The organism is Corynebacterium sp. HMSC063G05 (assembly GCF_001810555.1).
In the GTDB taxonomy this organism is placed as follows: Bacteria; Actinomycetota; Actinomycetes; order Mycobacteriales; family Mycobacteriaceae; genus Corynebacterium; species Corynebacterium jeikeium_D.
Genome location: NZ_KV801865.1, coordinates 18,802 through 32,018, shown reverse-complemented (window position 1 = coordinate 32,018; position 13,217 = coordinate 18,802). Strand labels below are relative to the sequence as shown.

The 13,217-nt window shown below is 58.5% G+C and carries 10 protein-coding genes; 1 reads left to right on the top strand and 9 read right to left on the bottom strand.

The features are described 5' to 3' along the window. Positions 1-13: 13 nt before the first annotated feature. From rplW to rpsL, 8 genes are all read right to left on the bottom strand, one after another. The gene (rplW, locus tag HMPREF2751_RS09375; protein ID WP_005509869.1) at positions 14-319 is read right to left on the bottom strand and encodes a 50S ribosomal protein L23; all 306 of its coding nucleotides are present in this window, start codon (positions 317-319) and stop codon (positions 14-16) included. Continuing rightward, positions 319-966 (bottom strand): 50S ribosomal protein L4, encoded by a 648-nt coding sequence (gene rplD, locus HMPREF2751_RS09370; protein ID WP_016422055.1) that lies wholly within the window; start codon positions 964-966, stop codon positions 319-321. Before rplD ends, rplW begins: the two co-directional genes overlap by 1 nt. Continuing rightward, a complete protein-coding gene (gene rplC / locus HMPREF2751_RS09365) occupies positions 963-1,619 on the bottom strand; it encodes a 50S ribosomal protein L3 (protein WP_005509762.1) in 657 nt (218 codons plus the stop codon). The genes rplD and rplC overlap by 4 nt, the downstream gene beginning before the upstream one ends. A gap of 31 nt (positions 1,620-1,650) precedes the next feature. Then, entirely contained in the window at positions 1,651-1,956 is a 306-nt protein-coding gene (gene rpsJ / locus HMPREF2751_RS09360; RefSeq protein ID WP_003938093.1) for a 30S ribosomal protein S10, read from the bottom strand. A 669-nt stretch (positions 1,957-2,625) separates the two neighbouring features. Beyond that, the gene (gene tuf / locus HMPREF2751_RS09355) at positions 2,626-3,816 is read right to left on the bottom strand and encodes an elongation factor Tu (protein WP_016422054.1); all 1,191 of its coding nucleotides are present in this window, start codon (positions 3,814-3,816) and stop codon (positions 2,626-2,628) included. 502 nt (positions 3,817-4,318) lie between these two features. After that, positions 4,319-6,451: an elongation factor G gene (gene fusA, locus HMPREF2751_RS09350; RefSeq protein WP_076773083.1), complete on the bottom strand. Its 2,133-nt coding sequence runs from the start codon at positions 6,449-6,451 to the stop codon at positions 4,319-4,321. Between the two features lie 299 nt (positions 6,452-6,750). Further along, positions 6,751-7,221, bottom strand: a complete 471-nt coding sequence (rpsG, locus tag HMPREF2751_RS09345) for a 30S ribosomal protein S7 (protein ID WP_049193220.1) — start codon at positions 7,219-7,221, stop codon at positions 6,751-6,753. Between the two features lie 3 nt (positions 7,222-7,224). Continuing rightward, on the bottom strand, positions 7,225-7,596 hold the full coding sequence (gene rpsL, locus HMPREF2751_RS09340) for a 30S ribosomal protein S12 (protein ID WP_038627636.1): 372 nt from the start codon (positions 7,594-7,596) through the stop codon (positions 7,225-7,227). Positions 7,597-8,138: 542 nt separating this feature from the next. On the opposite strand from rpsL, the gene HMPREF2751_RS09335 reads away from it, so the two are divergent. Then, complete coding sequence (locus HMPREF2751_RS09335; protein ID WP_070595920.1) at positions 8,139-8,786, top strand: SDR family oxidoreductase; 648 nt, start codon at positions 8,139-8,141, stop codon at positions 8,784-8,786. 317 nt (positions 8,787-9,103) lie between these two features. Here HMPREF2751_RS09335 and HMPREF2751_RS09330 read toward each other — a convergent pair whose 3' ends face one another. Next, complete coding sequence (locus tag HMPREF2751_RS09330) at positions 9,104-13,075, bottom strand: DNA-directed RNA polymerase subunit beta' (RefSeq protein WP_070595919.1); 3,972 nt, start codon at positions 13,073-13,075, stop codon at positions 9,104-9,106. Positions 13,076-13,217: the final 142 nt, after the last annotated feature.

Here is a 13,217-nt window from a genome sequence, read left to right as displayed (position 1 = left end):
CGTCGGCTAGCGGCTAAGCTGCCGAACCGCCGAAGATGTCGATGGGATCGCTGCCGGCCGCGAGAGTCACGTAGGCGCGCTTGGTGTTCTTGCGCTTGCCGTAGCCGGTGCGGGAACGCTTGCGCTTGCCCTCACGGTTGAGGGTGTTGACGGAAGCGACCTTGGCACCGAAAATCTCCTGGACCGCGATCTTGATCTGGGTCTTGTTAGCGTCGGTGTGGACCAGGAACGTGTAAACGCCCTGCTCCATGAGTCCGTAGGACTTCTCAGACACTACCGGTGCAACAATGATGTCGCGGGGATCTGCGATGGTAGCCATTACTTCTCCTCCTTACCGGCGGTGCGAGTGATGAAGTCATTGAGTGCCTGAACGGCGAAGATGACGTCATCGGCCTTCAGAACATCGTAGGTGTTCAGCTGATCCTCAGACAGGATGTGGACACCTGGCAGGTTACGAACCGACTTCCACGAGTTGACGTCCTCGCGCGGCAGAACGACGAGCACGTTGCGGCGCTCAGTCAGACGCTCGACAAAAGTACGAGCTGCCTTGGTGGACGGGGTCTGGCCTGGGACCAGTTCCTCGACAACGTGGATGCGGTCGTGGCGAGCACGGTCAGAGAGTGCGCCGCGCAGAGCAGCTGCAATCATCTTCTTCGGGGTGCGCTGGCTGTAATCGCGAGGCACCGGGCCGTGGACAACGCCACCGCCGGTCCAGTGCGGAGCACGGATCGAACCCTGACGAGCGCGACCGGTACCCTTCTGGCGCCACGGCTTGCGGCCACCGCCGCGAACCTCACCGCGGGTCTTGACCTTGTGGGTGCCCTGGCGAGCTGCTGCACGCTGCGCGACAACAACCTGGTGCATCAGGGCGATGGACACCTCCGCGTCGAACACGGAAGCAGGAAGCTCAACCGAACCGTTCACGCCGCCTTCAGCGGTGTGTACGTCTAGCTTGAGGTTGGTCATGCGTGAGCACCACCCTTCGTGGCAGTCTTAACAACCAGCAGGCCGCCGCGTGCACCCGGAACTGCGCCCTTGATGAGCAGCAGGTTCGCGTCGGCGTCAACCTTCTGGATCTTCAGGTTCTGGGTCGTGACCCGGTCGTTACCCATGCGGCCTGCCATGCGCTTGCCCTTGAAGACGCGTCCTGGCGTGGCGCAAGCGCCAATGCCACCAACACGACGGTGAGCAGCCTGGTTACCGTGAGCAGCACCCTGGCCAGCAAAGCCGTGGCGCTTCATACCACCGGCGAAGCCGTGGCCCTTAGAGGTACCAGTGACGTCGACGTACTCAATTTCGCCGAAGATGTCGACACCAACGGACTGGCCGACCTCGTAAGAGGAGGCGTCCGGGGTGCGAATCTCAACGCTGTGGCGACGCGGGGTCACACCGGCCTTCTTGAAGTGGCCGGCCTCCGGCTTGTTGACCTTACGCGGGTCAATTTCGCCGTATGCAATCTGGACGGCGTCGTAGCCGTCGGTTTCCTTAGTGCGCACCTGAGTCACTACGCACGGCCCAGCCTCAACGACGGTAACCGGAACAACGCGGTTCTCCTCGTCGAAGATCTGAGTCATACCGAGCTTCGTGCCCAGGATGCCCTTGATCTCGTTTTCACTCATTTATCTTGTCTCCGCTACCAAAAGTCCAGGATCACTGAATGTTCACATCGACACTTGCCGGAAGGTCAATGCGCATAAGTGCATCGACGGTCTTCGGCGTTGGATCGAGAATGTCGATCAGACGCTTGTGAGTGCGCATCTCGAAGTGCTCGCGCGAGTCCTTGTACTTGTGCGGCGAACGGATAACGCAGTAAACGTTCTTTTCGGTTGGCAACGGCACCGGGCCAACGACGCGTGCACCCGTACGGGTAACGGTCTCCACGATCTTTCGCGCAGAAGCGTCGATAGCCTCGTGGTCGTAGGCCTTGAGCCTGATGCGGATCTTCTGTCCGGCCACGCTTGTCCTCTCCTCGGTCGGCGCGCCCCAATTAAAGGGGCGTCGACCCTGTCAATGTTTCTCGACGCCGTCAGCAACTATGGCCAGCGCCAGAAATCAAAACTGGGTTGTGCATTACTTCAAAGCGATTTCGTCTTCGATCGTCATGGCAAATTAACTTTTGGCCATGACCCGAGCGGACGAATAACGCCTTGCACTCAAATCCCAGTGGAAAACAAGTCCCCCTCGTGGGGCTCTTCATTTGCCTACTGCCGCTGTTAATTTGCCATGCCACCTCCGACCCCCGCGGTCGGGCGTGTCGCCCATTTTCTCCGTGAGGCACGATCAGGAAGAAACTTCCCTACGTGGTCATGCTCGCCTTACCATAGGCGCTATGTCCAATTTCGTACTGGTTCCCAACTGGGCCTGATACAACAATTGGCGCGAACGCCTTTGTTAAAGCAACCTCCGTATTAAAGCACGTCCGGGCTACGAATGTAAAATCACGATTCCAAAGTGCAACGTACATCACACCCATTACGGCACAGTCTGCTTGACGACGGCTATTGCGCCGCCCCCACCCCGTCTAGTGTCGGCTATGTACAGATACAAAAATCCCGACTCCCGCTTACGCGGAGTCGGGATTCTTCTAAGACTTAAGTTAAAGCATTTCCCCTATGGGGAGAAACCTTACTTAACGATCTTGGTAACGCGGCCAGCGCCGACGGTGCGGCCACCCTCGCGGATAGCGAAGCGCAGGCCCTCGTCCATTGCGACCGGCTGGATCAGCTTGACAGACATGTCAACGTTGTCGCCCGGCATGACCATCTCGACACCTTCCGGCAGGGAAACGACGCCGGTGACGTCGGTGGTGCGGAAGTAGAACTGCGGACGGTAGTTGTCGAAGAACGGGGTGTGACGGCCGCCCTCATCCTTGGACAGGATGTAGACGGAACCCTCGAACTCGGTGTGCGGGGTGTAAGCGCCCGGCTTAGCAACGATCTGACCGCGCTCGATGTCCTCACGCTTGGTACCGCGGAGCAGCAGACCACAGTTGTCGCCAGCCTCAGCGGAATCCAGCAGCTTGCGGAACATCTCGATACCGGTAACGGTGGTCTTCTGGGACTTCTCCTTGATGCCCAGAATCTCGACCTCGTCGTTAACGTTCAGAACGCCGCGCTCAACACGACCGGTAGCAACGGTGCCGCGACCGGTAATGGTGAAGATGTCCTCAATCGGCATCAGGAACGGCTTGTCGGTCTCGCGAACCGGATCCGGGATGTTCTCGTCGCAAGCTTCCATCAGCTCGACGATGGAGTTGACCCACTTCTCTTCGCCCTCAAGAGCCTTCAGTGCGGAGATGTGGACAATCGGAGCTTCCTCGTCGTAGTCCTGCTCAGCCAGCAGCTCGCGGACCTCCATCTCGACGAGCTCGATGATCTCTTCGTCGTCGACCATGTCGCACTTGTTCAGCGCAACGAGGATGTACGGAACGCCAACCTGGCGAGCCAGCAGAACGTGCTCGCGAGTCTGCGGCATCGGGCCGTCAGTAGCAGCGACAACCAGGATTGCGCCGTCCATCTGAGCAGCACCGGTAATCATGTTCTTGATGTAGTCGGCGTGGCCCGGGGCATCGACGTGAGCGTAGTGGCGCTTCTCCGTCTGGTACTCAACGTGGGAAACGTTGATGGTAATGCCACGTTCCTTCTCTTCCGGTGCCTTATCGATGGCATCGTAAGCGAACGACTCGTTCAGGTCCGGGAACTTGTCAGCCAGAACCTTGGTGATAGCGGCGGTAGTGGTGGTCTTACCGTGGTCAACGTGACCAATGGTACCGATGTTGACGTGCGGCTTCGTACGCTCGAACTTCGCCTTTGCCACTTTTAGTCCTCCTGGAGGTCTAGGTGGCCACGACTCTCGCAGCCACAATTTTGTGGTCACTCAATCCGCCTTCACAACATCAGAAGCCTTCAAGCTGTTCGCTTACGACTTCGGAACGTGCGCGCGCAAAAGAGCACTATTCTTTCACTGTGCCAGTTACTCGATACTAGGGCAGGATACTGGAGTTTTCCAAACCAGACCAACCCCCTAGTTAAGGGTGGGTAACGGCCAGCAACTCATATCGTCATTTACCTGCATAAATGCTAGATATTTGAGCTGCGATTTAAAATCGCCCAACGATATGAATTGCGAGCAGCTACCCCCTAGAGCTTCCCTGTGCTAACACACGCCAACAGTCTGACGATGTCTCAGCACAGTCAAAGCTAAAGGGAATCTATTAAAGCTGCAGACCCTCGCACTGCGTCCTCTAACGAGAGTGACAGTGAAGTGCGTGCAGGGATGGGGTCAGCTCTGATTGAGTGCCCCACCCTACCGGCGTGATTTAAGCGCCGGTACGAGCTGCAATGATCTCCTCGGCCACGGAGGACGGAACCTCAGCGTAGGAGTCGAAAATCATGGTGTAGTTAGCGCGACCCTGGGTCTTGGAGCGCAGGTCACCAACGTAGCCGAACATCTCGGACAGCGGAACCAGAGCCTTGACAGCCTTGACGCCGGTGCGGTCTTCCATGGAGTTGACCTGGCCACGACGGGAGTTGATGTCACCGATAACTTCGCCCATGTACTCTTCCGGAGTAATGACCTCAACGGCCATCATCGGCTCGAGCAGGACCGGCTTAGCCTTCTGAACAGCTTCCTTCATAGCCTGCTGACCAGCGATCTTGAAGGCCATTTCAGAGGAGTCAACTTCGTGGTAAGCACCATCGAGCAGGGTTGCCTTGATGTTCACCAGCGGGTAGCCAGCGAGGGTACCGTACTGCATTGCGTCCTGAATACCAGCGTCGACAGACGGGATGTATTCCTTCGGAACACGACCACCAGTGACCTCGTTGACAAACTTGTAAGTGGTGGACTCGCCCTCTTCCACCTCGTCAGTAGCCGGAGCGTACGGCTCCAGAGCAATAATGACGCGGGCGAACTGACCCGAACCACCGGTCTGCTTCTTGTGGGTGTACTCGAACTTCTCGACCGGCTTGCGGATGGTCTCACGGTAAGCAACCTGCGGGTTACCGATGTTTGCTTCAACCTTGAACTCGCGCTTCATGCGGTCAACCAGGACGTCGAGATGGAGCTCGCCCATACCGCCGATAACGGTCTGGCCGGTTTCCTCATCCAGGTGAACAGTGAAGGTCGGATCCTCTTCAGCCAGACGCTGAATAGCGGTACTCAGCTTCTCCTGGTCGGCCTTGGACTTCGGCTCAATAGCAACGTCGATAACCGGATCCGGGAAGGACATGGACTCCAGAACAATCGGAGCATCCTGTGCACACAGGGTGTCACCGGTGGTGGTGTCCTTCAGACCGATGAAGGCGTAGATGTTACCTGCCACTGCCTCGTCAACAGGGTTCTCCTTGTTGGCGTGCATCTGGAACAGCTTACCGACGCGCTCCTTCTTGTCCTTGGTGGCGTTCAGGACCTGCTGGCCAGGCTCCACGCGACCGGAATAAACGCGGACGAAGGTCAGCTTGCCGAAGAATGGGTGAGCAGCGATCTTGAATGCGAGAGCGGAGAACGGCTCATCCTTAGACGGCTTACGGACCATATCGACGTCCTCGTCGCCCATCTGGTGGCCGTGAACTTCACCGATGTCCAGCGGATTCGGCAGGAAGTCAATGACAGCGTCGAGCAGCGGCTCAACACCCTTGTTCTTGTAAGCGGTACCACAGTAGACCGGGTAAACCTCAGAGTTCAGGACCATCTTGCGGATGGCGCCCTTGATCTCGTCCATGGTCAGCTCTTCGCCACCGAAGTACTTCTCCATGAGCTCCTCGTCGGACTCAGCGACGGTCTCAATGAGCTTCTCACGGTACTCGTTAGCCTTGTCGACCATGTCCGCCGGAATCTCCTCGACCTGCGCAGGAGTGCCGATCTCAACCTTGCCCGGCCACATGAGGGCCTTCATCTCCAGCAGGTCAACAACGCCGTCGAAGTCATCCTCAGCGCCAATCGGCAGCTGCATAACCAACGGCTTAGCACCGAGGCGGTCAACGATGGTGCCAACGGTGTAGTAGAAGTCAGCGCCCAGCTTGTCCATCTTGTTGACGAAGCAAATACGCGGGACATCGTACTTCTGAGCCTGACGCCAAACCTGCTCAGACTGCGGCTCGACACCTTCCTTACCGTCGAAGACTGCGACGGCACCGTCGAGCACACGCAGGGAACGCTCAACCTCAACGGTGAAGTCGACGTGGCCCGGGGTATCGATGATGTTGATCTGGTTGTCGTTCCAGAAACAGGTCACAGCAGCGGAGGTAATGGTGATACCGCGCTCCTTCTCCTGCTCCATCCAGTCGGTTGTGGACGCACCATCGTGAGTCTCGCCGACCTTGCGGTTAATACCCGTGTAGTACAGGATGCGCTCGGTCGTAGTCGTCTTACCAGCATCGATGTGCGCCATGATGCCGATGTTGCGGACCTTGTGGAGGTCCTTCTTAACGGGAAGTGCACCTTCAGCCACTTGATTCCCCACTCGTTTCAAATCGGTTTGGCGGTGAGACTCAATCACGGGATTGCAATTGGCCGTCAAATCCGCCGTCGGTCGGGTTTGCTTTATCTATAATGCCACCGTCTTGGCGCGAAGTCGCGCCGTGACGTACACCTATTGCGTAAATTCTACGCAAGACATCGGGTGTAAGCGCCGGGCTGGCCCCTATTGAGTGACCCTTAAAGATCTGTGGACCGCGACCGACGCGCGCCGTTGACATACCGGCAGCTGCTTTACGACGGTGACCACTCGCAGCCTCCGTCGATAAGCGATTACCAGCGGTAGTGAGCGAATGCGCGGTTAGCTTCCGCCATCTTGTGAGTGTCCTCACGACGCTTGACGGATGCACCCAGGCCGTTGGATGCATCAAGGATCTCGTTAGCGAGACGCTCGGTCATGGTGTTCTCACGGCGCTGACGGGAGAACATCAGCAGCCAGCGCAGTGCCAGCGTGGTGCCGCGGCCCGGGCGAACCTCGACCGGGACCTGGTAGGTGGCGCCACCAACACGGCGGGAACGAACCTCAAGAGCCGGCTTGACGTTCTCGATTGCGCGCTTCAGAGTCAGCACCGGATCAGTACCGGTCTTCTCTTCGCACATCTCAAGTGCACCGTAGACGATGCGCTCTGCAGTCGACTTCTTACCGTCGATCAGAACCTTGTTGACCAGCTGCGACACCAGAGGGGAGCCGTAGACCGGGTCGTTGACGACAGGACGCTTCTGTACTGGGCCCTTACGTGGCATGGCTTACTTCTCCTTCTTTGCGCCGTAGCGGGAACGAGCCTGCTTGCGGTCCTTGACGCCCTGGGTGTCAAGGGAACCACGGACGATCTTGTAGCGGACACCCGGGAGGTCCTTAACACGACCACCGCGAACGAGCACCATGGAGTGCTCCTGCAGGTTGTGGCCCTCACCCGGAATGTAAGCCGAAACCTCGACACCGGAGGTCAGGCGAACACGAGCGACCTTACGAAGAGCCGAGTTCGGCTTCTTCGGGGTGGTGGTGTAAACACGGGTGCAAACGCCGCGGCGCTGAGGGGAACCCTTCAGAGCTGCGGTTGCAACCTTAGCCTTCTTGTCATGGCGGCCCTTGCGGACCAGCTGCTGAATAGTGGGCATGAAGCCTCTTTCTGTTTTCAATCCTCGCTGGACATTCTCACGACCGATGCCAACCGCAGCGGAGTAACCACCTTCCGTGTGAATGCATCACAAGAAAAGTTATTACTCATCCAGTGGTGAGCCCATCGGTTGAACGCAAGAAATGGAGGGATTTTGAACGTGCGAAACCCAGTCAGCCGCTCTCGCTGGCCTACTGGGTAATGTCTCAAGTTCCCAATTCTTTTCTGGGATCGTTGTATAACAGTACGCGAGCTGCGGGTTTAGTCCAAACACCCTGGTAATGGCCTATAAATTTCAAGCACTTTGAGCGCTTGTGGGCTTGGTGATCAAATTTTTGGGTGTTCAGCACGGCGCGCCTCGCCCCAAAAGACGCAGACGTTACTATGCCGGTTTGAATTGATAACTCGGCCAATTCTGCCGTCCGTTCGGTTTGCCCATAGTACTGTCCTGCATCAGCGCTGGAGAAACTTAATCGCCATGTTCACCACAGGCGAATGCCTTCTTCATTGCCAGCAGTGTACTGGCAGCGTATAGGTGGGGACATGTCTAAAAAGGTTATTGTCATTGGCGGCCACGGCAAGGTGGCCCAAATCGCTACTCCCCTACTTATCGACGATGGCTACGAGGTCACGTCTGTTATACGCAACCCCGACCAGGTTCCGGATATCGAGGCTCTCGGCGCCACACCAGCCGTTTACGACATCGCCAGTCTCTCGACCGAACAGTTTGCGGACCTTCTCAGCGGGCACGACGCTGTGATTTGGTCCGCCGGCGCTGGTGGAGGTTCACCAGAACGGACGTACGCGATCGACCGCGACGCAGCTATTACTTCGATTGCCGCAGCCGAGCAGGCTGGCGTTAAGCGCTACGTGATGGTCTCTTACTTTGGTGCGGGCCACGACCATGGCGTTCCAGAGGATCACAGCTTCTTTGCCTATGCCGAGTCCAAGGCTGCAGCCGACGAAGCGCTGCGCGCTTCAAACCTGAAATGGACCATTCTCGGCCCGAGTGCGCTCACGCTCAACGAGGGCCAGGATTCCATCGACACCACGGCGGACAAGGCAGGCGAGGTCGCTCGCGCGACCGTTGCCAATGTCATCGCGCAGACCGTGTTCAACGAGGCTACCGTTGGTCGCATGATTAACTTCAACGAGGGCAACACCCCGATTGCAGAGGCTCTCAAGATGTAGAGGAGGGAGGTCGGGACGGAACCCCTAGGCCTTTCCTCCCCTGCCCCTTGCCTCTGTTCCTATCGCCTTTCTTCAGTCTCCAGCCGAGTTTTCCAGTTGGGTTTTCCAGTTGGGTTGCCTCGACAAAGCAAAATCCTCCGGCACGACCGTGACGAACTAGCAATCCGCTAGTAAGCCACAACTGTGCCGGAGGATTTTTCCGGTTGCCACCTAACAGTTAGCGCACGAAGCCCCAACTGTCAGGCGAGGTGCTTTGCCAGACAGTGACCGAGGGAATTCTCCCGCTCCCCCAGCCACTGCCGCAAAGCTATTGGTTTTTACTCGAAGGTTCCGATGTCATCCAGCGGAACTGCGGAACCGACCTGGTCGATGCCGTAGGTGTCCTCGGCGCCGTAGAAGCCCTCACCGAAGGAAGCGAACGGAGCGGCTGCCTGGCGGGCAGCTTCCTCAGTCGGCTCAACCGTGATGTTGCGGTAGCGCGAGATACCCGTACCAGCCGGGATCAGCTTACCGATGATCACGTTCTCCTTCAGGCCGATGAGCTTATCCGAGCGCTTGTTGATAGCGGCGTCGGTAAGCACGCGCGTCGTCTCCTGGAAGGAGGCGGCGGACAGCCAGGACTCGGTGGCCAGCGATGCCTTGGTAATACCCATCAGCACGCGACGGCCCTCGATGACGCTGCCACCGGAGGCGACAATCTCGCGGTTCTTAGCCATGACCGTGGAGCGCTCGACCAGTGCACCTGGCAGCAGGTCGGAGTCACCTGGCTTAGACACAATCACGCGGCGCAGCATCTGGCTGACGATAACCTCGATGTGCTTGTCGTGAATGGCCACACCCTGATCACGGTAGACCGACTGGACTTCCTCGATGAGGTGGCGCTGGACGCCTCGGCGGCCCAGGACCTCGAGGACCTCGTGCGGATCGGCAGCGCCCTTTAGCAGCTGCTGCCCCTTGACCACATGGTCACCATCGCGGATGGCGCGACGACGGCCATCGACAGTGATTTCAGCCAGGCCCTGACGCTTGGACAGCTTGTCGTATACGACCTCGTCCTCGCTGTTAGCATCCGGGATGAGGGTGAGCGTGTAGAAGTGCTCGTCCTCCTCCAGGCGCACGCGACCGTTTTCGCGGACCAGCGGAGCCTTGTTCTTCGGCACGCGGGCCTCAAACAGCTCCTGGACACGCGGCAGACCACCGGTAATGTCGCCACCGACACCACCCTGGTGGAACGTACGCATGGTCAGCTGGGTACCCGGCTCACCAATGGACTGCGCAGCAACAATACCGACAGCCTCTCCGATGTCGACCAGCTTGCCGGTTGCCATCGAGCGACCGTAGCACTTGGCACAGACACCGGTTGCGGTGGAACAGGTCAGAACCGAGCGGACCTTGACTTCCTTGACACCGTGGCTGAGAGCCAGGGTGATGTGGTCGTCGTTCAGGTCGGTGTCAGCCGAGATAAGGACATTGCCCTCAGCGTCGGTGACATCGGCTGCCAGCACACGAGCAATCGCGGCAGTCTCGACGTACTTCGCACGACGAATCTCGCCGGTCGGGTTACCGGCTGCGTCCAGAACATCCTCGCCAATCTCGACAATGACACCATCGTGGGTGCCACAGTCCTCTTCGCGAACGATGACGTCCTGCGCAACGTCGACCAGACGACGGGTCAGGTAACCCGAGTCAGCGGTACGAAGCGCGGTATCGGCCAGACCCTTACGGGAACCGTGCGAGTTGTTGAAGTACTCGAGAACCGACAGGCCTTCGCGGAAGGAGGTCTTAATCGGACGGGTGATGTATTCACCACGCGGGTTCGTAACCATGCCCTTCATGCCGGCCAGCGAGTGAATCTGGCCCATGTTACCGGCAGCACCCGACTTCACGATCATCGGAATCGGATTGTCATCCGGGTACAGAGCCTCGACCTTTTCACCGACCTCAGCCGTCGCGGCCTTCCACAGGTTAACCAGCGACTCGTGACGCTCAGCAGCCGAGAGCTTACCGCGGCGGAACTTCTTCTCCACCGTGGCGGCCTTCTCTTCGTAGCCGTTTAGGATCTCCCGCTTGTTCGGGAGAACCAGCACGTCAGACATAGCAATGGTGACACCAGAACGGGTAGCCCAGTAGAAGCCAGCATCCTTGAGCTTGTCGACGGTCTGAGCGACCGTGATCATCGGGTACTTGGCAGCCAAGTCGTTGATGATCGCAGCCTGCGGCTTCTTAGCCATAACGCCTTCGACGTATGGGTAGTTCCACGGCAGCAGGTCGTTGAACATAACGCGGCCCAGCGTGGTCGAAGCCAGCCAGGTATCGCCCTTGTTCCAACCGTCTGGGAACTGCTCGGCCTCAATCTCGGCCGGCGGACGCAGGTGGCTGATGCGCACCTTAATCGGGCTCTGCAGACCAATTGCACCGCGGTCGTAAGCCATGATGGCCTCGGCCGGGCTGGTGTAAATACCCTGCTCCGGTGCGTCCTCGGTGGCATCCTGGTGGCCACCCGGCAGCTCCGGCTTCTCCAGCGTCAGGAAGTACAGGCCAGTGACCATATCCAGACGCGGCATAGCCAGCGGCTTACCGGAAGCCGGCGACAGAATGTTGTTCGAGGACAGCATCAGGACGCGAGCCTCGGCCTGTGCTTCAGCGGACAGCGGCAGGTGGACTGCCATCTGGTCACCGTCGAAGTCGGCGTTGAAAGCCTCACATGCCAGTGGGTGCAGCTGAATTGCCTTACCCTCAACCAGGACCGGCTCGAAAGCCTGAATACCCAGGCGGTGCAGCGTAGGTGCACGGTTCAGCAGGACCGGGTGTCCGGTAATGACATCTTCGAGGACGTCCCACACCTCTGGGCGCTGACGCTCAACCATGCGCTTCGCGCTCTTGATGTTCTGCGCGTAGCTCTTGGCCACGAGCTCCTTCATCACGAACGGCTTGAACAGCTCAAGTGCCATCAGCTTCGGCAGACCACACTGGTGCAGCTTCAGCTGCGGGCCGACGATAATAACCGAACGGCCGGAGTAGTCAACACGCTTACCCAGCAGGTTCTGACGGAAACGACCCTGCTTACCCTTGAGCAGGTCGCTCAGGGACTTCAGCGGGCGGTTACCCGGACCAGTGACCGGGCGGCCGCGACGTCCATTGTCGAACAGTGCGTCAACGGATTCCTGAAGCATGCGCTTCTCGTTGTTGACGATGATCTCCGGAGCGCCGAGGTCGATCATGCGCTTCAGGCGGTTGTTGCGGTTGATGACACGACGGTAGAGGTCGTTCAAGTCCGAGGTCGCAAAGCGGCCACCGTCGAGCTGCACCATCGGGCGCAGCTCCGGCGGAATCACCGGGATGCAGTCGAGCACCATAGCGGCTGGGTCGTTGCCGGACTGCAGGAATGCAGTGACAACCTTCAGGCGCTTGAGGGCGCGCATCTTCTTCTGACCCTTGCCGTCGCGAATAATCTCGCGCAGCTCCTCGGCCTCCTTGGCCAGGTCGAAGTTGCGGATCAGGGTCTGAATAGCCTCAGCACCCATACCACCGGTGAAGTAGTCCTCGTAGCGGTCGACGAGCTCGGTGTAAATACCCTCGTCGATAATCATCTGCTTCGGCTCGAGCTTGATGAAGGTGTTCCAAATCTCATCGAGACGATCCAGCTCGCGCTGGGCGCGCTCACGGATGTGGCGCATCTCGCGCTCGGCTGCAGACTGAACCTTCTTGCGGGCGTCAGCCTTGGCACCGGCTGCCTCGAGCTCAGCCAGATCCTCTTCCAGGGTCTGGGCGCGTTCGGCCAGCTCCTGGTCGCGGTCGTCCTCAACCAGCTTCTTGTCCACGAGCATGTCTGCTTCGAGGGTTTCCTGGTCGTTGTGGCGAGCCTCTTCATCCACAGAAGTGATGATGTTGGCAGCGAAGTAGATGATCTTTTCCAAATCCTTCGGAGCCAAATCGAGCAGGTAGCCGAGGCGAGACGGCACACCCTTGAAGTACCAGATGTGAGTGACCGGAGCGGCCAGCTCAATGTGGCCCATGCGCTCACGGCGAACCTTCGACTTGGTCACCTCAACGCCACAGCGTTCACAGATGATGCCCTTGAAGCGAACGCGCTTGTACTTACCACAAGCACACTCCCAGTCACGGGTCGGGCCGAAGATACGCTCACAGAAAAGGCCATCCTTTTCCGGCTTCAGCGTACGGTAGTTAATCGTCTCGGGCTTCTTGACCTCACCGCGAGACCAGCGGCGGATGTCGTCGGCGGTAGCGAGCCCAATCCGGAGCTCGTCAAAGTTGTTGACGTCGAGCACCTGTTTTCCCTTTCCCTCCGCATCGAAGTAATGCGGAAACCAAATTCTCTGCGGAGGTTTTTGTACGTTGTCGTCTGTGTTGGGTTATTCGCGAGTTAGGGCTTCCCGACCCTGATACTCACGCAATGTTTCGTCGTTAAGC